21 protein-coding genes are annotated in these 22990 nt (G+C 62.0%); 2 read left to right on the forward strand and 19 right to left on the reverse strand.

Features of this window, described 5'->3' with window-relative positions:
- Positions 1-7: 7 nt before the first annotated feature.
- Positions 8-445 carry a type II toxin-antitoxin system RatA family toxin gene (locus ABEG21_RS09670; protein WP_347554430.1) on the reverse strand — a complete coding sequence of 146 codons (438 nt, stop codon included), beginning with the start codon at positions 443-445 and terminating at the stop codon, positions 8-10.
- Between the two features lie 108 nt (positions 446-553).
- Between ABEG21_RS09670 and smpB the strand changes: the two genes are divergently transcribed.
- On the forward strand, positions 554-1000 hold the full coding sequence (smpB, locus tag ABEG21_RS09675; RefSeq protein ID WP_347554431.1) for an SsrA-binding protein SmpB: 447 nt from the start codon (positions 554-556) through the stop codon (positions 998-1000).
- Between the two features lie 101 nt (positions 1001-1101).
- On the opposite strand, the gene ABEG21_RS09680 is transcribed toward smpB, so the two are convergent.
- The 3 genes from ABEG21_RS09680 to ppsA all read right to left on the reverse strand — a co-directional run bounded on the left by ABEG21_RS09680 (position 1102) and on the right by ppsA (position 5431).
- Entirely contained in the window at positions 1102-2067 is a 966-nt protein-coding gene (locus ABEG21_RS09680; protein WP_347554432.1) for a stomatin-like protein, read from the reverse strand.
- 110 nt (positions 2068-2177) lie between these two features.
- A complete protein-coding gene (locus ABEG21_RS09685; protein WP_347554433.1) occupies positions 2178-2765 on the reverse strand; it encodes a hypothetical protein in 588 nt (195 codons plus the stop codon).
- A gap of 269 nt (positions 2766-3034) precedes the next feature.
- Positions 3035-5431 carry a phosphoenolpyruvate synthase gene (ppsA, locus tag ABEG21_RS09690; protein ID WP_347554434.1) on the reverse strand — a complete coding sequence of 799 codons (2397 nt, stop codon included), beginning with the start codon at positions 5429-5431 and terminating at the stop codon, positions 3035-3037.
- Positions 5432-5889: 458 nt separating this feature from the next.
- On the opposite strand from ppsA, the gene ABEG21_RS09695 reads away from it, so the two are divergent.
- A complete protein-coding gene (locus ABEG21_RS09695) occupies positions 5890-6711 on the forward strand; it encodes a pyruvate, water dikinase regulatory protein (protein ID WP_347554435.1) in 822 nt (273 codons plus the stop codon).
- On the opposite strand, the gene ABEG21_RS09700 is transcribed toward ABEG21_RS09695, so the two are convergent.
- From ABEG21_RS09700 to tsf, 15 genes are all read right to left on the reverse strand, one after another.
- On the reverse strand, positions 6686-7675 hold the full coding sequence (locus ABEG21_RS09700; RefSeq protein ID WP_347554436.1) for an RNA methyltransferase: 990 nt from the start codon (positions 7673-7675) through the stop codon (positions 6686-6688). The two genes, ABEG21_RS09695 and ABEG21_RS09700, sit on opposite strands and share 26 nt — an antisense overlap.
- Before the next feature lie 2 nt (positions 7676-7677).
- A complete protein-coding gene (rnhB, locus tag ABEG21_RS09705) occupies positions 7678-8487 on the reverse strand; it encodes a ribonuclease HII (RefSeq protein ID WP_347554437.1) in 810 nt (269 codons plus the stop codon).
- Between the two features lie 56 nt (positions 8488-8543).
- Positions 8544-9728, reverse strand: a complete 1185-nt coding sequence (lpxB, locus tag ABEG21_RS09710) for a lipid-A-disaccharide synthase (RefSeq protein WP_347556710.1) — start codon at positions 9726-9728, stop codon at positions 8544-8546.
- Positions 9729-9824: 96 nt separating this feature from the next.
- Entirely contained in the window at positions 9825-10610 is a 786-nt protein-coding gene (gene lpxA, locus ABEG21_RS09715; RefSeq protein ID WP_347554438.1) for an acyl-ACP--UDP-N-acetylglucosamine O-acyltransferase, read from the reverse strand.
- Positions 10611-10629: 19 nt separating this feature from the next.
- A complete protein-coding gene (gene fabZ, locus ABEG21_RS09720) occupies positions 10630-11154 on the reverse strand; it encodes a 3-hydroxyacyl-ACP dehydratase FabZ (RefSeq protein ID WP_347554439.1) in 525 nt (174 codons plus the stop codon).
- 5 nt (positions 11155-11159) lie between these two features.
- Positions 11160-12248 carry a UDP-3-O-(3-hydroxymyristoyl)glucosamine N-acyltransferase gene (gene lpxD / locus ABEG21_RS09725; RefSeq protein ID WP_347554440.1) on the reverse strand — a complete coding sequence of 363 codons (1089 nt, stop codon included), beginning with the start codon at positions 12246-12248 and terminating at the stop codon, positions 11160-11162.
- Positions 12249-12256: 8 nt separating this feature from the next.
- Complete coding sequence (locus tag ABEG21_RS09730; protein ID WP_347554441.1) at positions 12257-12877, reverse strand: OmpH family outer membrane protein; 621 nt, start codon at positions 12875-12877, stop codon at positions 12257-12259.
- 125 nt (positions 12878-13002) lie between these two features.
- Positions 13003-15300, reverse strand: a complete 2298-nt coding sequence (bamA, locus tag ABEG21_RS09735) for an outer membrane protein assembly factor BamA (protein ID WP_347554442.1) — start codon at positions 15298-15300, stop codon at positions 13003-13005.
- A 106-nt stretch (positions 15301-15406) separates the two neighbouring features.
- On the reverse strand, positions 15407-16957 hold the full coding sequence (gene rseP / locus ABEG21_RS09740; protein WP_347554443.1) for an RIP metalloprotease RseP: 1551 nt from the start codon (positions 16955-16957) through the stop codon (positions 15407-15409).
- A 16-nt stretch (positions 16958-16973) separates the two neighbouring features.
- On the reverse strand, positions 16974-18179 hold the full coding sequence (gene ispC / locus ABEG21_RS09745; protein WP_347554444.1) for a 1-deoxy-D-xylulose-5-phosphate reductoisomerase: 1206 nt from the start codon (positions 18177-18179) through the stop codon (positions 16974-16976).
- 39 nt (positions 18180-18218) lie between these two features.
- Positions 18219-19061 carry a phosphatidate cytidylyltransferase gene (locus tag ABEG21_RS09750; RefSeq protein ID WP_347554445.1) on the reverse strand — a complete coding sequence of 281 codons (843 nt, stop codon included), beginning with the start codon at positions 19059-19061 and terminating at the stop codon, positions 18219-18221.
- The gene (gene uppS / locus ABEG21_RS09755; RefSeq protein WP_347554446.1) at positions 19055-19873 is read right to left on the reverse strand and encodes a polyprenyl diphosphate synthase; all 819 of its coding nucleotides are present in this window, start codon (positions 19871-19873) and stop codon (positions 19055-19057) included. The genes ABEG21_RS09750 and uppS overlap by 7 nt, the downstream gene beginning before the upstream one ends.
- Before the next feature lie 121 nt (positions 19874-19994).
- Entirely contained in the window at positions 19995-20555 is a 561-nt protein-coding gene (gene frr / locus ABEG21_RS09760; protein ID WP_347554447.1) for a ribosome recycling factor, read from the reverse strand.
- Between the two features lie 238 nt (positions 20556-20793).
- On the reverse strand, positions 20794-21507 hold the full coding sequence (gene pyrH / locus ABEG21_RS09765; protein ID WP_347554448.1) for a UMP kinase: 714 nt from the start codon (positions 21505-21507) through the stop codon (positions 20794-20796).
- 292 nt (positions 21508-21799) lie between these two features.
- Positions 21800-22687, reverse strand: a complete 888-nt coding sequence (gene tsf / locus ABEG21_RS09770) for a translation elongation factor Ts (protein WP_347554449.1) — start codon at positions 22685-22687, stop codon at positions 21800-21802.
- Positions 22688-22990 lie beyond the last annotated feature (303 nt).

A 22990-nucleotide genomic window follows, 5' to 3' on the forward strand; every position in this document is an offset into this window, starting at 1 on the left:
CAGCCCTTCACCGCTTGCCATAGCGGGTCTCGGCGCGCTTGACGAAGGAATCGACGAAAGTATTGGCGATCATATTGAAGACCGGGCCGATAATTTTTTCGACGATGAAATTCGTGAATTCGTAATGCAGGGCAAACTCGATCTTGCAGGCGTCCTCCCGGAGCGGCGTAAACCGCCAGCTACCGGTGAAATTCTTGAAGGGACCCTCGCGGAACTCCATATCGATGCGCGTGGGCCGCTGCTGGACGTTGTGCGTGGCAAACTGTTGCTTGACCCCCTTGAAGCTGATCAGGATGCGGGCATCCATCGACGTGTCGTCGGAATGCAGCACCTCGACCCCGCCACACCAGGGGAGGAAATTCGGATAATCGGCCACGTCGGTGACGAGATCGTACATCTGCGCGGCAGAGTACCGAATGAGAAGCGTTTTCTGGACGTCGGCCATAAAAGATGATACGAAAGATGCCGCGGCAATCGAGCGATGCCGCGCAAGCGTTTTGCTAGAATGTCAATTTTATCCGACTTGGCCGGATTAGACGGTGACCCGCCCATAATGAGCATTGCAGAAAACAAACGCGCGCATTTCGATTACTTCATCGAAGAGCGCTATGAGGCCGGGATCGTGCTGGAAGGCTGGGAAGTCAAGGCCATTCGCGCGGGCCGCGCACAGATCAAGGAAGGCTATGTGGTGATCCGCGACGAGGAGCTATGGCTGCTCGGCGCGCACATCAGCCCCTTAGGCTCGGCCTCCACGCACGTCAACCCCGACCAGACGCGACTCCGTAAGCTGTTGCTGCACGGCGCCGAGATCAAGAAGCTGATCGGGCGGGTGCAACAGCGCGGCTATACGCTCGTGCCACTGAACCTGCATTTCGCCCGCGGCCTGATCAAGTGCGATATCGGTCTGGCAAAGGGGAAAAAGCAGCACGACAAGCGCGAAACCGAGAAGACACGGGACTGGGAACGTGAAAAGGCCCGCATTCTGCGGACCTCTTCCTGAGCGGCGATCATCGATCACCGATCTCTGGTCGCAAATCGATACCGTGACCAACGCCTTTGTCCGGCTCCCACGTGTGCGAGCCGGACGACGACGGTGATGTCTTAACGCGTCGCTTTGCCGCCGAATCCCAACGGCGAGGCGCCCCCCACTTTGCCCCCGCCGGCCTGCACGATCTGCAATGCCGACGCGATCATCGTGCTCATATCGGCCATATTGCCGGGTACGATCAAGGTATTGCCCGTTTTCGCCAGATTGGCGAACGCGGCGACATACTGCTCCGCAACCTTCATATTCACGGCTTCCAGCCCGCCGGGGTTCTGCATCGCGACCGCCACGGCCTGAATTGCCTCGGCGTTCGCCTTTGCCACGGCCAGGATCGCCTGCGCTTCCCCTTCCGCACGATTCATCGCCGCTTGACGCTCGCCCTCGGATTGCTGGATCGCTGCCTGGCGCGAGCCGTCGGCGATATTGATCTGTTCCTGACGCCGTCCTTCGGACGCAGCGATCAACGCGCGCTTCTCCCGTTCAGCGGTAATCTGCGACTGCATCGCGCGAAGGATTTCCGCCGGCGGCGTCAGATCCTTGATTTCGTAGCGCAGGACTTTGACGCCCCAGTTCGCGGCGGCCTCGTCGAGCGAGTCCACGACGCCGCGATTGATCGACTCGCGCTCCTCGAAGGTCTTGTCCAGCTCCAACTTCCCGATGACCGAGCGGAGCGTCGTTTGCGACAACTGCGTGATCGCCATGACGAAATTGCTCGACCCGTACGAGGCCTTCATCGCGTCCGTTACTTGGAAATACAAGACCCCATCCACCTGCAACTGCGTGTTGTCACGCGTGATACATACCTGGCTCGGCACATCCAACGCGATTTCCTTCAGCAAATGCTTATAAGCGACCCGATCGACAAAGGGGATGACGATCGTCAATCCCGGCGACAAGGTGGCGTTATAGCGGCCCAGCCGTTCGATCACCCACGCATGCTGCTGCGGGACGATCTTGACTGCGCGTGCGATGACGACGATAACCACGACCAACAACACCAATGCGATCAAATTCCCTTCCATACTTCCCCCTCGTTCAGTGATCCCCTCCCATTCGGCCTACGCGCGGTCTACACCGATCCGTGACGAACAGCGGGGATTTCCTGTTAATGGCATTTAGCGAAACACACGCCCTATCGGTGATCCGCGTCGCTTATCGCATCCGACGCCTCGCCGCCGGCATCGACGGCTTGCAGGACCAGCCGAATGCCGTCCATGCCGACAATCCGATATCGTCCCGCCTCCAACTGCGCCGGCGGCGGCTCGCCGATCGCGTGCCACTCGGTTCCCCGATATCGCACGCGGGTACGATTGCCCGCGTCCCAGGCCTTGACCTCGACCTCGGCGCCGATATCCAACAGCTGGGAGGCGCCCGCCGCTGCCGCGTCGCCGTACCACGATGCGGCGCGCGCAGACGGTCCCGGCAGCGCATCGTTCGACGACGCGCGCCATAGCGCGCCCGACATATCGCCCGACGCCGAGCGCGCCGCCGCCCGCTTTCGAGACAGGCGGCAGCGATGCAATACCCCGAGCAACAGCAGGGCCAAGACCGCCGCCGTCGTCATTTGCATCGCAATGGATGCCCCCATCAAATGGGAGACCCCGGCCGCAGCCAAGCCGATCGAGATCATCAACAGATAGAAGGTCCCGGTGAGCAATTCCGCCACCAGTAGCACTCCGGCTGCCGCCCACCATCCCCACGTCAGTGCATTCTCAGTCATGCGTTTTGCAACCCCTCTTCTGTCCGGCTCGACCGGGCAAGCGCCTGTCATAACGTTGTGAAGACGATAACATTATTGCGTGAACAACCTTCCAATCTATCGCGGTTGCAGCGCATAACTGAAAGAGCCGACGCGTCGATCCTCGCGCGCAATGCAAAACACCCCGATAGATCGTGCACGAGCCACGATCTATCGGGGTGTTTCAAGATCAGTCGGTGCGCGATGGCGAGGGCAACGCCTCTCGCCATCGCGCACCGCCGACGACGCGCCTACTTCTTCGCCAGCGCCTTCCAGGTATCGATCACCGTATCCGGGTTCAGCGAAATCGAGGCGATGCCTTCATCGGCCAGCCATTGCGCGAAGTCCGGGTGATCGGACGGCCCTTGACCGCAGATACCCACATACTTGCCCTGCTTCTTGCACGCGTCGATCGCGCGCTTCAACAGGAACTGGAGCGCCGGATCGCGCTCGTCGAAGTCCTTCGCCAGCAACTCGAGGCCCGAGTCGCGATCCAGGCCCAGCGTCAGCTGCGTCAGATCGTTGGAACCGATCGAGAAACCGTCGAAATGCTCGAGGAACTGTTCGGCCAGAATCGCGTTCGACGGCACTTCGCACATCATGATCAGACGCAGACCGTTTTCACCGCGCTTCAGACCGAACTTCGCCAGCAGATCGACGACGCCCTTTGCCTGGGCCAGCGTGCGCACGAACGGCACCATGATCTCGACGTTGTTCAGGCCCATTTCCTCACGGACCCGCTTCAACGCAAGGCATTCCATCTCGAATGCCTCGGCGAACGACTCCGAGACATAGCGCGATGCACCGCGGAAACCCAACATCGGGTTTTCTTCGTCCGGCTCGTAGCGCGTACCGCCGATCAACTTCTTGTACTCGTTCGACTTGAAGTCCGACAGACGGACAATCACCGGCTTCGGATAGAACGCCGCGCCGATCGTCGCGATCCCTTCCGTCAACTTGTCGACATAGAACGCACGCGGCGAAGCATGGCCACGCGCAACGCTTTCGACGGCCTTCTTCAGGTCGGCATCGATGTTCGGATAGTCGAGAATCGCCTTCGGGTGAACGCCGATATTGTTGTTGATGATGAATTCAAGACGCGCCAGGCCCACGCCGCCGTTCGGCAACTGGCTGAAATCGAACGCCAGTTGCGGGTTACCGACGTTCATCATGATCTTGACCGGAATCTCCGGCAACTCGCCACGCTCGACCTCGGTCACTTCGGCTTCCAGCATACCGTCGTAGATCTTGCCTTCGTCGCCTTCCGCGCACGAAACCGTCACCAGCGCGCCATCCTTCAGCACGTCGGTCGCGTTGCCGCAACCGACGACTGCCGGCACGCCCAACTCACGCGCAATGATCGCCGCGTGGCAGGTCCGACCGCCACGGTTCGTGACGATCGCCGCCGCGCGCTTCATCACCGGCTCCCAATTCGGGTCGGTCATGTCCGCCACGAGCACGTCGCCCGGTTGAACACGGTCCATTTCCGCCGCATCACGGACGACACGCACGGTACCTGCACCAATCTTCTGACCGATGGCACGGCCGGTCGTCAGGATCGGCGCCTGGCCCTTCAGCTTGAAGCGTTGCTCGACCTTGCCGGCCGACTGGCTCTTAACCGTTTCAGGACGTGCCTGCAGGATGAAAATCTTGCCGTCGCGACCGTCCTTGCCCCACTCGATATCCATCGGACGACCGTAGTGCTTCTCGATGATCACGGCGAACTTCGCCAGCTCGATGACGTCTTCATCGGAAATCGAGAAACGGTTACGTTGGTCGCTCGGGACATCGACGGTCTTCACGCGGCCTTCCTCGCCGGCCTGCGTGAATTCCATCTTGATCAGCTTCGAGCCGATCGAGCGACGAATGATCGGGTATTTGCCGTCCGCCAGCGTTTTCTTGAAAACGTAGAATTCATCCGGGTTCACGGCGCCTTGGACGACCGTTTCGCCCAGACCATAGCTCGACGTGATGAACACGGCATCGCGGAAACCGGATTCCGTATCCAACGTGAACATGACGCCCGAGGCGCCCACGTCCGAACGCACCATCCGTTGCACGCCGGCCGACAGTGCGACCTCGGCGTGTTCGAAGCCCTTATGGACGCGATACGAAATAGCGCGGTCGTTATACAGCGACGCGAAGACCTGTTTGATAGCGATCAGAACGTTGTCGATGCCTTCGACGTTCAGATAGCTTTCCTGCTGACCCGCGAACGACGCGTCGGGCAAATCCTCGGCGGTGGCCGAAGAACGCACGGCGAACGACAGCTCGGCCGGCGAACTACCGGTCAGCACGTCGAACTGCTCGCGGATCTGCTTTTCGAGTTCCGGCTGCAACGGCGCATCGATGATCCATTGGCGGATCAGCTTGCCCGACTCGGCCAGCACCTTCACATTGTCGACATCGAGGCCGATCAACTTGTCGGCGATGCGCGCCGTCAAATCGTTGAAATGCAGGAAATCGCGGAAGGCTTGCGCCGTCGTCGCAAAACCGGTGGGCACGGCAACGCCCGCGTCCGCCAATTGGCTGATCATCTCGCCAAGCGACGAGTTCTTGCCGCCGACGGTATCGACGTCTTCCTTTCGTAATTGTTCGAACGGTAGAACCAGTGCGTCCAACGCTCCTTGTTGAGTGGTTTGCGTCATGTTACAGCCCCTAAAGTAAAAAAAATCTTTACCTGCCGATTGGGCCAGGCAAGGTCGCGCCACAAACAAAAGCACTGCGCCACCGGAACATACCGGCGCAGAGATAATTGCCCAGGCTGCGAAACCATGCGCATCGTCAAGCAGTTGGATAAATGCGCGCGGTACCCTTTTATCGGGCGACTGCACTCGCTTATCGAACGAACTCGCGAAACGGCAAAAACCGGCTGCTATCCACCGCGCATCGCGGCGGCACCCACCCCGCCGGCGCGGCATGTTCCCGCTTACAAGGAGGGCGGGTAGACCATTGTACCGTGCTATTCTACCGTGGCGGGCACCCATCTGCGTGCCACTGATGACGGCCCTCCCGCTTTGACGAGCGGGAGGGCCGTCCGACGGTGCTTCGGGCCGTTCTCGGCCGACACGCGTCATTTTTTATCGTTCTTTCGAGTCAATCTGCCTTGACTACTCCGCCCACCGTTTACGTGGTGTCCGATGGCACCGGCATCACCGCCGAAACCTTCGCGCATTCGATCCTTTCTCAATTCGACCTGCGATTCCGACTCGTGCGCGTCCCCTTCGTCGATGATCCCGACAAAGCCTATGCGGCGGCGCGGACGATCAACAATGCGACGGCCGCCGACGGCAAACGCCCGATCGTGTTCACGACGCTGGTCGACAGCGTGTCGAATGCCATTGTCAAAGGCGCCAATGCGCTGGTGCTGGATATGTTCCAGACCTTCGTCGAACCGCTCGAGAACGAGCTCGGTATCAAATCGAGCCACGAAATCGGACGGGGCCACAAGAAAGCCGATACCGACGAATACAAGAATCGCATCGAGGCCATCAATTTTTCGCTGGAACACGACGACGGCCAGTCGAACCGCAATCTCGCCGAAGCCGACGTGATCCTGGTCGGCGTGTCACGGTGCGGCAAGACGCCGACGACGCTCTATCTGGCCATGCAATACGGCGTCAAAGCGGCGAACTATCCGTTGATTCCGGAAGACTTCGAGCGGCGTAAATTGCCGTCGGGGCTGTCCGAATTCAAGTCCAAGCTGTTCGGGCTGTCGATCGAGCCCGCCCGCCTGTCCGAGATCCGTAATCAACGGCGCCCCGGCAGTAAGTACGCGGCCTTGGAAAACTGTCGCTACGAGATCAATGAGGCCGAAGATTTGATGCGCCGCGAAGGGATTCGCTGGCTGTCGTCGACTCACAAGTCGATCGAGGAGATCGCGACGACGGTGCTGCAGGAAATCAAGATCGAACGCGCGGTGTACTGAGCTGTCGCGTCTGCTCGAACAGGCAGACCGCCGCGGCCGCGGCGACGTTCAAGGACTCGATGCGGCCCGGCTGCGGAATCGTCAGGCGTACCGCCGCGCGTTCGCGCCAGAAGGCCGATACGCCGGCGCCCTCGTTGCCCATGACCCAGGCCAGCGGACGACAGAGATCGGCCTCGTATATCGATTCGCTCGCGTGCGAATCCGTGATCACCACCGGTACGCCGAGTACCGCCGCAACGGCGTCGGACGGCGCCTGTTCGACGATGCGCATGACGAAGTGTGCGCCCATCGCGGCGCGCAGCACCTTCGTCGACCAGACGGTGGCCGTGCCTGGCAGGCAAAACGCCAGTGTGACGCCTGCCGCCGCCGCGCTGCGAAGGATCGAACCGACATTGCCCGCGTCCTGCACGCCATCCAGGATCACGCAGTTCTGCACGATTCGGGCATGCCCTTCATCGGCATCGCCTGGCACATCATCGCGACCACCATCGCCCGCACGCGCGGCCGCGATGGACGTCGATGACGACGCCGGCAAGCACAGCGACGCCAACGTAATCTGGGGTGCGGCGATCAACAGCAAGATGCCGATACCACCATCGGACACCGGCGACACCTGTTCGAACAAGCCGTCGTCGAACACAGTCGTACGATCAAGCCATAGTGCGTGAATCCGCACGAGAATCGCGCGGACATCGTCACGCGCGGCTGCCGATTGCGACACCACGACCCGCTCCAGCGGCATCGCATCGCGCTGTCCCGTCGTGCGACCGTCCGATGCAGCGGCCAGCGCCGCGCGATCGGCCGTCAGCGCTTGCAGATAGGCGTCCGCCAGATGCACGCCCTCAAGAATCGCCACGCCCTCGCGGCGCTGTTTCTGCGCGGCGCCGGCAAGCGTGCGTAAGCGTTTGAACAATGCATTGGATCGCGATTGCACGATCGGCATCGCGGTAAGATCGAGCGACATCGTCACGGGGCCGACCTCGCGTCACCGCCTTGCATGTCGCTGGTTTGCGTCGTGAACGCCGGCGGCACTGCAGCCGATGCATCGTTCCCTTCACCGATCGTCGCGGTCGGCGCGACGGAGATGTCGGTCGAGGTCTGCGCCGCCTCGATACGCGCCCAGGCTTCCCGCACCGGCGCAAATGACCGCCGATGGTGCGCACACGGCCCGTGCTCGGCCAGCGCGGCCAGATGTTGCGCGGTGCCGTAGCCCATATGCGCGTTGAAACCGTAATGCGGATGCGCCAGATGCAGCGCCGCCAACTGACGATCCCGCGTCACCTTCGCAAGAATCGATGCCGCGGAAATCGACGGCACCAAGGCATCGCCGCCAACAACCGCTTCGGCGCGGACGGCGATGGCCGGGCAGCGATTACCGTCGATATAAGCGATATCGGGCGTGACGTGCAAACCTTCGACCGCGCGGCGCATGGCCAGCATCGTGGCCTGCAGGATATTCAAGGTATCGATTTCCGCGACACTCGCTTCGGCGATCGAGTACGACAGCGCGTTCGCGACGATCTCGTCGTACAGCCGCTCGCGCGTCTTCGCCGACAGCGCTTTCGAATCGTCGAGGCCGGCGATCGGACGCGCCGGATCGAGGATCACCGCGGCAGCCACCACCGTCCCGGCCAAAGGACCGCGCCCCGCTTCGTCGACGCCGCAGGCAAGCTGCCCGGGCACGTCGAAACAGAGCGACGACTGCAACGCCGCCGAGGCGTTACGTCGGGCGCGCTTGGCGGGCGCGGTCGTGGTGGCTTTCGGCGTTTTTGCCATTTTGGGCGCTTTCGTCCCTTCCGTTCCGGCCTTCGCGGCAAGTTTGCGCGGGGTCGTCATTTCACGGCCCCCGGCGCACGCGTGGCGACGCGCAACACGGCCTCGGCGGCCAAGGCGCCGGTGTCCCGCTGCAACGATGCGTGAATGTCGGTGAAAATGGCCTGCAGCTCACGGCGGTTCGCGTCGTCGTGCAGTTGCTTCAGCGTCGCGTCGGCGAGCGCCTGCGGCGTGGCGAAATGCTGCAGGATCTCCGGCACGACAAAGCGCCCGGCGAGCACATTCGGCAGGCCGACATAAGGCAGATAGCCCTGGCGCCGCATGATCTGCCCGGTCAGCCAGGGCACCTTGTAGGAGATCACCATCGGCTTCTTGAACAGTGCCGCTTCCAGCGTCGATGTCCCGCTCTTGATCAGCAAGGCGTCGGCCGCTTCCATGACGTCATGCGATGCCCCGTCGGTTACCGTCAACGGCAATTCCGGATAGGTCGCCAGCAGCGGCGCCAACAAGGCGCGCACGGTCGGCGACGCGGCAGGCAGGACAAAATGCACGTCCGGCTCCCGCTGGTGCATCAGCGCCATCGCCGCGAAAAAGGTCGGGCCGATCAATTGGATTTCGGAGCGGCGGCTGCCTGGCATGACGCCGATCAAGGGACGGTCCGCCGGCAAGCCCAGACGGACACGCGCAGCTGCCGGATCCGGCGTCATCGGGATCATCGTGCCCAACGGATGGCCGACGTACGAGGCGGGAATGCCCGCCTTGTCGTAGATCGCCTTCTCGAACGGAAACACGCAGAGCATATGATCGACCGCCTTGGCGACAGTCTTGATCCGGCCCGCGCGCCAGGCCCAGATCGACGGGCTGACGAAATGCACGACTGGCACGCCGGCCTGCCGTAGCGCCCGTTCGAGCGTGAAATTGAAATCGGGGGCATCGATGCCGACGAAGACCGACGGCGGATCGGCAAGCAGGCGCTGCGTCAACGCGCGGCGGATCCGCAGGATGCCCGGAATGCTCGACAAGGCCTCCACGTAACCACGTACCGCAAGGCGCTCGGCATCCCACCAGGCATCGAAGCCCGCCGCCTGCATGCGCGGACCGCCAATGCCCGTCATCGGCAAGGCATAGGCCGCGCTTTGCGCTGGCGGCGCGCCGACGATGGTCCCCGGACCGGGCAGATACCGCGCGAGACCCTGCATCAGCGCCGCGCCCAACAAATCGCCCGACGCCTCGCCCGCGACCATCGAAATCTGGCGCGTCAGTTGCCCCGCCGCCCGCGCCAATGCGTCTGCGTCATCGACCGCTTCTGTTGCCGCCACCGCCGGTGCCTCGTTCATAAATCAGCGAATGATGCCGCGCTTCGCCGTGTCGATAAACGACAGGAACGCTCCCAACTGCTGCTTGCCCTCGTCCAGCGCATCGAGATCCGTGCGGATCTGCGTCTTCGCTTCTTCGAGCGACAGGCCCGCCTTGTACAAGGTGCGGTAGCCTGAGCGCAATGCGCTGATCTCGGCTGCCGAGAAACCCCGGCGGCGCAGACCTTCCACATTGATACCGTGCGGCGTCGCCTTTTCGCCGGCGGCGATAACGAAGGGCGGCAAATCCTGAACCAGCGCCGAGGCGCCGCCCAGGAAGGAATGCGCGCCGATACGGACGAACTGGTGCACGCCGGACATGCCGCCGAGAATCGCCCAATCGCCCACGGTCACATGACCGGCGATCTGCGCATTGCTCGAGAACACGACGTTATTGCCCACATCGCAGTCATGCGCGATATGCACATAGGCCATGATCCAGTTGTCGTTGCCGATCTTCGTCACGCCCTGATCCTGCGACGTCCCGGTATGGATCGTCGTGAATTCACGGATGACGTTGCGGTCGCCGATTTCGAGACGCGTCGGCTCCCCGGCGTACTTCATATCCTGCGGAGCGCCGCCAACCGAGGCGAAATGCCCGATCCGATTGGCTTCGCCGATGGTCGTATGGCCTTCGATAACCGTATGCGAACCTACGGTCGTTTTCGCACCGATGCGCACATTGGCGCCGATCACCGCGTACGGTCCGATCGTCGCCGAAGAATCGATGTGTGCGCCCGGCTCGATGATCGCTGTCGGATGAATTGTCATGGCTCTCTATCCCGCCAATCTAGCTGGCTTTACCGTCGGTCACGAGCGGCAGCGCGTCGGCTACCGTCGGCTTTTCGATATGCTGCACGGCACAGGTCAAATCGGCTTCCGCCGCCAATTTCCCGTCCACCGAGGCCTTCGCCTTGAATTTGTAGATACTGCGCACCTTGCGCTCGAACGTCACGTCCAGCACCATCTGATCGCCCGGCTCGACCACCTTCTTGAAGCGCGCATTGTCGATACCGGCGAAGTAATACAAGGTCGTCGACGGGTCGTGCGGTTCGGTGTCTTCCGCGAACGTCAGCAAGGCCGCGGCCTGTGCCAGCGCTTCGAGGATCAGGACACCGGGCATCACGGGACGCGTCGGGAAATGACCCTGGAAAAACGGCTCGTTGATCGTCACGTTTTTCAACGCGCGGATGGATTTGTGCGGCACCAGTTCCGTCACGCGATCCACCAGCAGGATCGGGTAACGATGCGGCAGCAGGGTCAAGATCTTGTGGATATCCAGCGTGATCTTGGCGCTCGTATTGTCTTGTTCCATAGTCTTCACTGCTTGTCTTTCAGCGCTGCAACAGCCGCTTCGAGTTGCTTGAGGCGGACGCGCATCGTATCGAGATTGCGCATCACCGCCGCGTTCTTGTTCCAATCCCGGTGCTCGATCGCCGGGAAAGCGCTCGTGTACAGGCCCGGGCGCGTCAAGGACTTCGACACGCCGGACTTTGCCGTCACGATCACCCGGTCGGCCAGCGTCACATGGCCGGCAATGCCTACCGCGCCGCCGATCATGCAATGACGCCCGATCACCGTGCTGCCCGCGATGCCCGCGCACGCGGCAATCACCGTGTAGGCGCCGATGCGGCAGTTATGGGCGATTTGCACCAGATTGTCGATCTTGACCGAATTCTCGATGACGGTATCCGCCATCGCACCGCGGTCGATCGTCGTGTTCGCCCCAATTTCGACATCGTCACCAATCGTGACGGCGCCGACCTGCGGGATCTTGACCCATTCGCCTTCGATATCGGCGCCGTCGCCCTCAGGGAAATCCGGCGCGAAACCGAAACCGTCAGCACCGATCACGGCACCCGCATGCACGATGACACGGGCGCCCAGTCGGCAACCGTGGTAAATCGTCACGTTTGGATAGAGCCGTACATCGTCACCGAGCTTGGCGCCACGGCCGACGACGACATTGGCACCCACGCGTACCCGCTCGCCGACGACCGCACCCGCTTCGATGCTGACATTCGGTCCGATGGAAGCCGATGCCGCCACCTGGGCGCTCGGATCCACCCGCGCGCTGGGATGCACACCGGACGCCAAGGTCGGCTCGGCGGCCGCCACATACAGCTGGGCGACACGGGCGAAATACGCGTACGGATTCGGCACGATCACCCAGGTCACCGGAACCGCGGCCCGCTCTTCCTTGGGGAATTTGTCGAGGTCACGCGCCGAGATCAGTATCGCGCCTGCGTGGCTATCGGCCACTTGGGGAAAATACTTCGGGTTGGCCAGAAAGGACAACTGGTCAGCCTGTGCCCGATCGAGCGGGGCCAGGCCGCGAATCTTCAGGCCCGCATCCCCTTCGACGCTGCCGCCAAAACGCTCGACCAACTGTTGAATCGAATAAGCCATCCACACTCCTACTTACTGCTGCGCGGCTTGCAGACATCCGGCAGCGGCGGCGCCGGCTGTGTAGCCAGCGCGCTCAGCACCTTGTCGGTGATGTCGATCCGCGGATTGAAATAGACGCCTTCCTCGACGATTAGGTCGTAATTCCCCTGCTTCGCCACTTGCTCGATGGCCCGATTGGCCACACTGAGCACGAGTTGATAGGCTTGATTCTGGCACTGCGTCAAATCATCGGCGAAATTCCGACGGTCACGTTGCAAGGCCATATCGGCCGACTGCAAACGCGCCTGACGGGCGGCGCGGTCGTCCGCACTCAGCGAGGCAGACGATTTGTCGAAGTTTGACGCATCGCTTTGGAATTTGTTCACGCGCGACTGCAAATCGGCCCCGCGCTTGCGAAACATCTCGTCGATTTGCGACGACAAGGCTTTCGCCGGCGCCGATTCCTTGAGGATCTGGTCCGATTTGACCACCGCGATATGCTCGTCCGCGTGGACGACCGGTGCAAAACAGACCAGAAGCGAGGTGCACAAAGCCAGGCGCGCCGTCCGTGCGCGGGGTGCGCTAGAGCGGACGCCGCCCGCGCGCAGCGATGCGGCCTCGCGCATTTGCGCGAGCGGCGTTTCATACATTCCGGCTGCGCCAGAACAAATGTTTGTCGAGGTCACTCAGCCCATCCTCATCGAATACAACGGGCCCGGGCGCGCCGCAACAGCGGACGCGGCACGCCCGGACCCGCTAACCACATACACGGTCGTCAGAACGCAGTACCAATCTGGAACTGGAACTTCTGGTACTGATCGCCTTCCTTCTTGACCAGCGGGAAACCCAAGCTCAACTTCAGCGGACCGATCGGCGAGATCCACGCCAGACCCACACCATAGCCATAACGCAGATCGCTCAGCTGAATATTCTGCGAATCGCCCCAGACATTACCCGCGTCGAAGAACGTGAAGACGCGCAACGTCCGGTCATAGCCGGTGCCCGGCAACGGGAACGTCAATTCGACGTTACCCACCAGCATCTTCGCGCCACCGATCGGATCGTTGGTGACCGCATCACGCGGACCCAGCGAGCTCGGCTCATAGCCGCGAACCGAGCCGATACCGCCGGCGTAGTAGTTCTTGAAGATCGGGTAGGCGCCGCCGATGCCCTTACCATAGCCAAACTGGCCGTTCAGACCCAGCACGAAGCCGCGCGCGAACGAGTAGTAGAACTGCTGTTGCAAGTCCACTTTCCAGTACTTCGTGCTGCCCGCCGGCGTACCCACTTCGGCGTTTGCACGCGTGAAGTAACCGCGGCTCGGCACCAGCGCGCTATCACGCGCGTCGCGCGACCAGCCCATCGTCACCGGCACGGCATTCGAGATGCGACCGTACTCGTTCACGTAGTCCTTGTAGGACTGCGGCGTGGCGGCATCGACGTCCAGGCGATACTGTTGGAAACCGAGACCGAAGTAGACGGTATCGAATTCCGAGAACGGCACGCCGAACTTCAAGTCGGCACCGGCCGTGATGATCCGGAAGCTACTGTCCGTCGAGTAGTACAGCGGCGTCGACGTTTGATAGTAGGCACTCGTGATCCGGCTGATGCCGTCCACGGTGAAGTACGGGTCCGTCTGCGTCACCGACAGCGTACGGTAGTAGCTCGACGTGTTGACGTTGACTGCCAGGCTGGTGCCCGAACCGAATACGTTGTCCTGCGACACGCCCGCCGACAGCACGACCTTGTCCGTCGAGGAGAAGCCGGCGCCCAGCGTGATCGCACCGGTCGGCTTTTCCTTGACCGCGACATCGACGTCGACCTGATCCGGCGTGCCGGCGACCGGCTGCGTGGTCACATTGACGTCGGTGAAATAGCCGAGGCGGTTGATCCGATCCTGCGACAACTTCAGGCGATTACTGTCGAACCACGACGATTCGAACTGGCGCATTTCACGGCGCACGACTTCGTCGCGCGTCTTCGTGTTGCCGGTGATGTTCACATGGCGCACATAGACGCGACGGCCGGTCTCGACCTTCAGGTTCAATGCCACCGTGTGGTCGGCCTGATCGATCTGCGGCTCGGCGTTCACGGTCGCGAACGCGTAGCCGTACTCACCGAGCTTGTTGACGATCGCCTTCGTCGAATCCTGCAGCTTGGCGGCCGAGAACCGGTCGCCGGCCTTCAGTTTCAGCAGCTTTTCCAGCTCGGCCTTCTTGTCCAGCAACTCACCCGACAGCTGAATCGACGATACCTTGTACGGCTCGCCTTCATGCAGGCTGAGCGTCAGGTACATATTCTTCTTGTCCGGCGTGATCGACACCTGCGTCGATTCGATGCTGAACTCGAGATAGCCGCGATCCAGATAGTAGCTGCGGACATGCTCCAGATCGGTGGTCAGCTTGTCCTTCGAATACAGGTCGTTCTTCGTGTACCACGAGAACCAGTTCGGCGTGGACAGCTGCATTTCATCGCGCAGCGTGCCGCTGGAGAATGCCTTGTTACCGATGAAGTTGACCTGGCGGATCTTCGCACTCGGGCCTTCGATCACCGAAAACAGGATCGCCACGCGGCTGCGGTCCACCGGCGTAACCGTCGTCGTCACCTCGGCGGCATAGTAGCCGCGCGTCAGGTACTGACGCTTCAACTCCTGCTCGGCCTTGTCGGCGAGCGATTTGTCGAAGTAACGGCCCGGCGCCATGCCGCTGGAGCGCAGCGCTTTCGACAACGTGTCCTTGTCGAATTCCTTGGTGCCGGTGAAGTCGATTGTCGCGATCGACGGCCGCTCGGAAACCTGAACGACAACCGTGGCGCCCTCGACGTCTACACGGACGTCATTGAAGAATCCCGTTGCATACAGTGCGCGAATCGCCGCCGAGGCTTTGTCGTCGGTGAACGTATCGCCCTTCTTGATGGGCAGATACGCGAACACCGTGCCCGGCTCGACGCGCTGCAGTCCCTCGATCCGAATGTCTTGAACCACGAACGGCGCTGCTGCATGTGCGATGAGGGTGTGCGCCGCAATAGCGGCAACGGCAACCGACTTCGGCACGAGGTGATGAGATTTCAACAACTTGCTCCCGATTCAATGGAAGTTTTTTGGCGAAGAATATTCCGGGCCTTGAAAGCCCACTCTTAGGGGGCGCCTTCAAGGCCTGTCCGGTGCGTACGATGCGGACTCAGGTATGCACGAGCCGCGTCAGGTCGTTGAACAGCGCGACAACCGACAGCGCGACGATGCAAACCAGGCCCGCCCGCTGCAGGATTCCCTGCCATCGTTCGGACACTGCCCGGCCAGTCAGCGCTTCGACCGCATAATATAACAGATGCCCCCCATCCAAAACGGGAATCGGAAGTAGATTCAATACGCCAAGGCTGATACTGACCAAAGCGAGAAAGGAGACGAAAGCTGCGACACCCATTCGCGCGCTGCGCCCCGCGTAGTCCGCGATGGTCACAGGGCCGCTCAGATTGCGTATAGACGCCTGTCCGGTCAGCATCCGGCCAAACATCTTCACCGAAAACGAGGCCACATCCCACGTCCGGCCCGCTGCCATTTGTAACGACTGCAATGGGCCGTAATGCACATCGACCGTCGGCATCTCCATGCCGAGTGCCGCGCCGATGCGACCGAACGACGGACCGCCCTTCGGGTCCGCCACCGCGTCGGGGACCACATGCACCGTCATCGTCGTCGTGCCGCGTGCGATATCGAGCGTCGTGTCCCGTCCCGGCCGGGCGCGCATCAACAGCACCAGCGCGTTGGCGTCATCCACCGGCTCGCCCTGCGCCCGCAGGACCTTATCGCCTTCGCGCAGACCGGCACGTGCGGCAGGGGTGCCCGCTTGCACGCCGGCTATCAGCGGCGCCGCGCCACCCGGCAAGAGGCCCAAGCGCGCCGCGAGATCCGTTTGGCCGGCCGTCTCGCCGTCGCTGGCGCCGTCTCGGGACGGGCCCAACGCCGACAACGACAAGGCATGCGTCGTCAGGACGCCGTCACGGCGCGTGCGCAGCACCACCGTACTCGCATCGGTACCAGCATCCTTCGCCAACCAATGGCGCAACTCGGGCCAGGATCGGAGATCGCGGTAAGCGGCATCGCCCTCGTCGCTGCCGTCGCGCTGCGCTACACGGATCGCTTCGACATGCTCGCCGCTGACGATGCCCGCGCGCGCGGCGACGCTGCCGGGGACCGGCGTGCCCAGGATCGCTTCCGGTTCCGGCTGCCCGTATAAGGACAGCGAGGCGAATAAGGCGATCGCGAGAATGAAATTCGCAATGGGGCCGGCCGCGACGATCGCGAAGCGTTTGCCCACCGACTGCCGGTTGAACGCGTGCGGGAGATCGGCGCGATCAATACGGAAGATCGACGCGTCGTCGGCCGCCGCATCCACGGCGGTGGCGACGGTCGTCGCAGCGGACGCTGCGCCGCCCGGGGTGCGGGCGGGTACGACAGCCTCAGCCGGCGCCGCGGCGTCCGGTGACAGCACTTGCGTCGGATCGCGCTCGTCGAGCATCCGTACATAGCCGCCGAGCGGCAGCCAACCGATGGTCCAGAGCGTGCCGTCACGGCCCCGACGGGACAGCAGCGGCTTGCCGAAACCGATCGAGAAACGGAGCACCTTGACGCCGCACCATCGTGCCACGCTGTAATGGCCCAACTCGTGGAACACCACCAGGATGCCGATGGCGACAATAAATCCGATCACCGACGTCACGAAGTCGAACATAGGCCTGTCTTGCCCCTCAATGATGCCAACGGTGCCTTTCGAGACACGCACGTGCCTGCGATCGCGCGGCCTCGTCGGCCGCGAACACGTCTTCCAGCCGCGATGCGGCCCCGTGCGTCATCGCATTCATGACGTCTTCAACCACCGTCGCAATCGCGGTAAATCGGATCCGCCCTTCCAGGAAGGCGTCGACGGCGACTTCATTTGCCGCATTCATCGCGGCACTCGCCGTGCCGCCCTGCTCCAGCGAGGCAAACGCCAAACGCAGACACGGGAAACGCACCAGATCGGGCTTTTCGAACTGCAACTGGCCGATTGCCGCGAGATCCAGCGGGCCGACGCCGGAGGCGATACGCTCCGGGAACGCCAGCGCATGCGCGATCGGCGTGCGCATATCGGGATTACCCAGCTCCGCGAGCACCGAGCCATCCGAATACGACACCATCGAATGAATCACGCTTTGCGGATGGATCAGGACGTCGATGCGCGACGGCGGTAACCCGAACAGCCAGTGCGCCTCGATGACCTCGAGGCCCTTATTCATCATCGTCGCGGAATCGACCGAGATCTTGCGACCCATCACCCAGTTCGGATGGGCACAGGCCTGATCCGGCGTCACGTCGGCCAAGCTGGCCGGATCGCGCGTGCGGAACGGGCCCCCCGACGCCGTCAGGATGATTTTTTCGATGCCGCCGCGTGGGTCCTGCACCGCCGCCTTACCCGCTTGCTGCGCCGGGGGCAGGCATTGGAAGATCGCGTTGTGTTCGCTGTCCAAGGGCAGCAAGGTGGCGCCGCTTTCCTGAACGGCGGCCATGTACAGCGCGCCGGACATCACCAGCGCCTCTTTGTTCGCCAGCAGGATGCGCTTGCCGGTACGCGCCGCGGCCAAGGCACTCGGCAGCCCGGCGGCGCCGACGATCGCCGCCACGACGGTATCGCATTCGGGCGATGCCGCGATATCGCACAGCGCCTCGGGGCCATACGCGACTTCGGTGCTCAGGCCGCGCTCGCGCAACGCCTGCTGCAACGATTTCGCCGCCTCCGCACTGCCGATCACGGCCAAGGCCGGGCGGAAAACCGCGCATTGCTCGGCGAGGGCTTCCCAATTGCGCTGTGCCGACAGGGCATAGATGCTGTATCGCTCCGGATGGCGCGCCACCACATCCAGCGTGCTCTTGCCGATGGACCCGGTCGAGCCGAGCAAGGAAATCCGTTGTGTCATATCACACTCAAAAAACCGACCGTATTCGCTGGGCCGGCATCACACCAGATTGCCCGACCCCAGCAGCAGCATCGCCAACGGCAGGACGGGCAACAACGCATCGACACGGTCCAACACACCGCCATGACCGGGCAGCAACTGACTCGAATCCTTGACGCCGGCCTGACGCTTCATCAGCGACTCGAACAAGTCGCCGATCACACTGAACACCACCAGCACCAGCACCGCGGCCAAGGCCCGGCCGACACCGAAACGACCGGCGTACTCGGTGAAAATCGTCGGCGCGAAGGCATGGGTCGCGATCGCGAGGCCGGCGACGATCAAGACGACCACCGCGCCGCCGATCGCGCCTTCCCAGCTCTTGCCCGGACTGATCGTCACCGCCAGCTTGCGCTTGCCGAACTGACGGCCGACAAAATAAGCGCCGATATCGGCGAGCCAGACCACGATCATCATCGACAGCACAAGCGCGACGCCCCAGTCCCGACGCGCGGACACCAGCGCATGCCAACAACCGAGGAAGACGACGATACCGGCGAGCAGCATGAAGACACGCCAGGCCCCGGCAGCCAATGTCGGGCGCCGAACGAACACATAGGGCACTAACAGCACCCAGAACAAGGCGCACGCTTTATAGAGACCGAGCGGCGCGACGGCGCCACTGGACATGCCGCGCATGCTGACGAGCAAGGCCAGCGCCGCCACGGCCGCGTAGAGGTAAGGGGCGACGCCCTTCAGCTTCAAGAGCCGCGCCCACTCCCAGGCGGCGCAGACCAGCACGATGCCGATCATGGCGCCAAAACCGGAAATGGGGGCCCACAAGGTGACCGGCACCAGGATCAGCAGGAGGACGATGGCGGTAATGACGCGGGTTTTCAGCATGGCAAGGAACCCAGTCCTTGCTCAGTCGCCTGCGCCGCCGTGTCCGCTTCGACACCGCCATCCGACGCCAACTGCGCGCTGGTCCGGCCGAATCGACGTTCCCGATGCCGGAACGACGCAATCGCTTCGTTAAAGACTTTCTCGTCGAAGTCGGGCCAGAAGGACGGCGTGAAATACAGCTCGGTATAAGCCAATTGCCACAGCAGAAAATTACTGACGCGCTGCTCGCCACCGGTGCGAATAAACAAATCCGGCTCAGGCGCGTAGGCCATGGCAAGGTGTTGCTCGAAACGCTCTTCGTCGATTTCGCCGATATCGCCACGCGCCGCGGCCTCTTCGGCGATCTTGCGCGTGGCCTGCAGGATGTCCCAGCGACCGCCGTAGTTGGCGGCGATGGTCAGCGTCATCCGCGTGTTCTTGGCGGTTTTCGCTTCGGCGCGTGCCGCCAGTTCGATAATGCGTTTATTGAAGCGCGACAGATCGCCGACGATGCGCAAGCGGATCCCGTTTGCATGCATCTTCGCCACTTCCCGCTCGAGCACGGCAATGAACAGACGCATCAGGAAAGACACCTCGTCTTCCGGACGACGCCAATTTTCAGAGCTGAAAGCGAACAGCGTCAGATATTCGACGCCCCGATCCAGGCACAGCGATACGGTGCGATGAATGGCTTCCACGCCTTTCGTATGCCCCGCAACGCGAGGCAGATGGCGCTTTTGCGCCCAGCGGCCGTTACCGTCCAGGATGATCGCGATATGACGCGGGATCGAGGTCGAATCCGGAACACACAGGGTTGAGCTGGTATGGGTCATAGGCGCCGACACCGTTGCCGGGTCGGGTCGTGAAGGGTCAAAACCACGGGCGTGGCGACTGCGCCGGCCAGCGCGTGGTCAGACGTTTTACAAAGCGGCCCCGAAAACATCGGGCCGTCACTCAGACGGTCATGATCTCCGCTTCCTTCGCCACCACCAATTTGTCGACCTCCGCAACGAACTTGTCGGTGGCTTTCTGGATCTCGTCCTGCGCGCGACGGTCGTCGTCTTCGGAGATTTCCTTGTCCTTGACCAATTTCTTCGATTGCTCGTTCGCATCGCGACGCAGATTGCGCAGCGCGATCTTGGCCGATTCAGCCTCGCTCTTCACAACCTTCACCAGTTCGCGACGACGCTCTTCGGTCAACATCGGCATCGGCACACGGATCACTTCACCTTGCGTCGACGGGTTCAAACCCAGATCCGACTCGCGAATTGCCTTCTCGACCTTCGCGACCATCGGCTTTTCCCAGGGCTGCACGCCAATCGTTCGCGCATCCACGAGCGTCACGTTAGCGACTTGCCCGATCGGCACCGGCGAGCCGTAGTAATCCACCTGAATGTGATCCAACAAGCCCGTGTGCGCGCGGCCGGTACGGATCTTGGCCAGATCGGCCTTGAACGAGTCGATCGTACGCACCATCTTCTGATCGAGCTGCTTCTTGATATCAGCGATTGCCATCTTGTTCTCCCAACCTATAGTGCATTGTGCGGCGGCATTCTTATCGATCGATTACGCCGTCCCGCTCTCCCGCCGCAGCCACGCTTTCGCGGCGCATGCGCAACAGACGGAACGGTCAAACGTTCGAAAGTATGACAACCTGCCCCGCACCGATGATGCCCTTCCGGCACCACCATTCCGCCAAGCTGCTGCCCTGCCCGGGAGCGCCCACCTGGGCGCTCCCCCCCAACACGTCTTTTTAGACGTGAACGAGCGTACCCTCTTCCTCGCCCAAGATAACCCGACGCAGCGCGCCCGGCTTCACGATCGAGAACACCCGAATCGGCAACTTCTGGTCACGACACAGCGCAAAGGCCGTCGCATCCATCACCTGCAGATTCTTGCTGATGGCTTCGTCGAACGTGATGGTCGAATAGCGGACTGCGGAGGCATCCTTCTTCGGGTCCGCCGAGTATACGCCATCTACCTTCGTTGCTTTCAAGACCACTTCAGCGCCGATTTCGGCGCCACGCAACGCGGCAGCGGTATCCGTCGTAAAGAACGGATTGCCGGTACCGGCCGCGAAAATGACCACTTTTCCTTCCTCGAGCTGACGAATGGCCCGGGGACGGATGTAAGGCTCGACCACTTGGTCCATGCGCAGCGCCGATTGCACTCGGGCCACAATGCCTGCATGACGCATGGCATCCTGCAAGGCCAACGCGTTCATCATCGTGGCCAGCATGCCCATGTAGTCGGCGGTGGCGCGATCCATCCCGGCGGCCCCTCCCGCGACACCGCGGAAGATATTGCCACCACCGATCACGACGGCCACCTGCGTGCCAAGGCGAACAATCTCGGCGACGTCGTGCACCATCCGTTCGATGGTGGCGCGATTAATACCGAAGGCGTCATCGCCCATCAGTGCTTCGCCGGAGAGTTTCAACAAGACGCGCTTATAGGAAGTTGGCATATGGGATTCCTGATAACGCCGGCGACGGCAACGGTAGAACTTTAGAGATGAAACGACATACAGGCAACCTCGTTCCCCGTATGCGAGGCTTCCGCGACAACCGGCACGATCGCGCGACACGTGCGCGCAAGATCCGGCGAATTGTCCCAACAAGCCCTGAATACCGATGACGGAGGCATTGCCTCCGTCATCATGACACAACTCGACCGGGAACAAATCTCGTCGCTCGCGTGGTGATGCCGACGCGTCGGCATCACCACGCGGGACGCAGAAAGGGCCCCGGACCGGTCGATCAGCCCTGCGACTGCTTTGCAGCGGCAACTTGCGCAGCCACTTCTGCCGCGAAGTCGTCTTGACGCTTTTCGATGCCTTCGCCGACGACGTACAACTTGAACTGGCTGACCGTTGCGTCCGCTGCCTTCAGCATCTGCTCGATCGACTGCTTGTCGTTCTTCACGAACGGCTGGTTCAGCAGCGACACTTCCTTCAGGAACTTCTGCACCGAACCTTCGACCATCTTTTCGACGATTTCAGCCGGCTTGCCCGATTCAGCGGCCTTCTCGGCGGCGATCTTGCGTTCCTTCTCGACCAGATCGGCCGAAACGTCGCTGGCTTGCAACGCCGCCGGCTTCATCGCCGCGATGTGCATGGCCACGTCCTTACCGACTTGCTCGTCACCGCCGTCGAACTCGACCAGCACGCCGATACGGGTGCCGTGCAGGTAGGACGCCAGCTTCTTCGCGCTTTCGATACGCTCGAAACGACGAATCGACAGGTTTTCACCGATCTTGCCGACCAGCGCAAGACGCACTGCGTCGACGGTCGAGCTTTCCAGCGCCAGCGCCGACAACGCGGCCACGTCGGCCGGGTTTTGCGTTGCAACCAGCTCCGCCACGGCCTTGCCGAACGTCAGGAAGTCGACGTTTTGCGCCACGAAGTCCGTTTCGCAGTTCAATTCGATCAAGACGCCGACGCCATTCGCCACGTGTGCAACGATGATGCCTTCCGCCGTCACGCGCGATGCGGCCTTGCTGGCCTTGTTGCCCAGCTTGACGCGCAGGATTTCCTCGGCGCGAGCCATATCGCCATCGGCCTCGGTCAGTGCCTTCTTGCATTCCATCATCGGCGCATCGGTCTTCGCGCGCAGTTCACCCACCATGCTTGCAGTAATCGCTGCCATGTCTATTTGCTCCTTGATTCAGTCTTACCGACGTCCCTGACATACCGGCGCATACCGGCCACCCGGCGCACACTCTCAAGGCAATCCCGAGAATGGCACAACAGCATGTCAAAACGTCGGTGTGGAAAAACGCTATTCGGTAGTTCAAAAAAAAGGGGCTTGTAGAGAGCCCCTTTTTCGTCATGCTTCCTGCACCAAGATCGACGTACCCGCCTCACGAATCCGCAGCAATCGTGATCCGCGACGCGACTGCGCGACCCTGAAATGCGACGCACATTGTCCGGGCACCCCGATGAGGCGAGG

This window comes from Robbsia sp. KACC 23696, assembly GCF_039852015.1.
Taxonomy (GTDB): Bacteria; Pseudomonadota; Gammaproteobacteria; order Burkholderiales; family Burkholderiaceae; genus Robbsia.

Excerpts from the sequence above, each read along its gene's own strand:
- ABEG21_RS09670 (WP_347554430.1), bottom strand. The coding sequence starts at position 445 with ATGGCCGACGTCCAGAAAACGCTTCTCATTCGGTACTCTGCCGCGCAG.
- smpB (WP_347554431.1), top strand. The coding sequence starts at position 554 with ATGAGCATTGCAGAAAACAAACGCGCGCATTTCGATTACTTCATCGAA.
- ABEG21_RS09680 (WP_347554432.1), bottom strand. The coding sequence starts at position 2,067 with ATGGAAGGGAATTTGATCGCATTGGTGTTGTTGGTCGTGGTTATCGTC.
- ABEG21_RS09685 (WP_347554433.1), bottom strand. The coding sequence starts at position 2,765 with ATGACTGAGAATGCACTGACGTGGGGATGGTGGGCGGCAGCCGGAGTG.
- ppsA (WP_347554434.1), bottom strand. The coding sequence starts at position 5,431 with ATGACGCAAACCACTCAACAAGGAGCGTTGGACGCACTGGTTCTACCG.
- ABEG21_RS09700 (WP_347554436.1), bottom strand. The coding sequence starts at position 7,675 with ATGTCGCTCGATCTTACCGCGATGCCGATCGTGCAATCGCGATCCAAT.
- rnhB (WP_347554437.1), bottom strand. The coding sequence starts at position 8,487 with ATGGCAAAAACGCCGAAAGCCACCACGACCGCGCCCGCCAAGCGCGCC.
- lpxB (WP_347556710.1), bottom strand. The coding sequence starts at position 9,728 with ATGGTCGCGGGCGAGGCGTCGGGCGATTTGTTGGGCGCGGCGCTGATG.
- lpxA (WP_347554438.1), bottom strand. The coding sequence starts at position 10,610 with ATGACAATTCATCCGACAGCGATCATCGAGCCGGGCGCACACATCGAT.
- fabZ (WP_347554439.1), bottom strand. The coding sequence starts at position 11,154 with ATGGAACAAGACAATACGAGCGCCAAGATCACGCTGGATATCCACAAG.
- lpxD (WP_347554440.1), bottom strand. The coding sequence starts at position 12,248 with ATGGCTTATTCGATTCAACAGTTGGTCGAGCGTTTTGGCGGCAGCGTC.
- ABEG21_RS09730 (WP_347554441.1), bottom strand. The coding sequence starts at position 12,877 with ATGTATGAAACGCCGCTCGCGCAAATGCGCGAGGCCGCATCGCTGCGC.
- rseP (WP_347554443.1), bottom strand. The coding sequence starts at position 16,957 with ATGTTCGACTTCGTGACGTCGGTGATCGGATTTATTGTCGCCATCGGC.
- ispC (WP_347554444.1), bottom strand. The coding sequence starts at position 18,179 with ATGACACAACGGATTTCCTTGCTCGGCTCGACCGGGTCCATCGGCAAG.
- ABEG21_RS09750 (WP_347554445.1), bottom strand. The coding sequence starts at position 19,061 with ATGCTGAAAACCCGCGTCATTACCGCCATCGTCCTCCTGCTGATCCTG.
- uppS (WP_347554446.1), bottom strand. The coding sequence starts at position 19,873 with ATGACCCATACCAGCTCAACCCTGTGTGTTCCGGATTCGACCTCGATC.
- frr (WP_347554447.1), bottom strand. The coding sequence starts at position 20,555 with ATGGCAATCGCTGATATCAAGAAGCAGCTCGATCAGAAGATGGTGCGT.
- pyrH (WP_347554448.1), bottom strand. The coding sequence starts at position 21,507 with ATGCCAACTTCCTATAAGCGCGTCTTGTTGAAACTCTCCGGCGAAGCA.
- tsf (WP_347554449.1), bottom strand. The coding sequence starts at position 22,687 with ATGGCAGCGATTACTGCAAGCATGGTGGGTGAACTGCGCGCGAAGACC.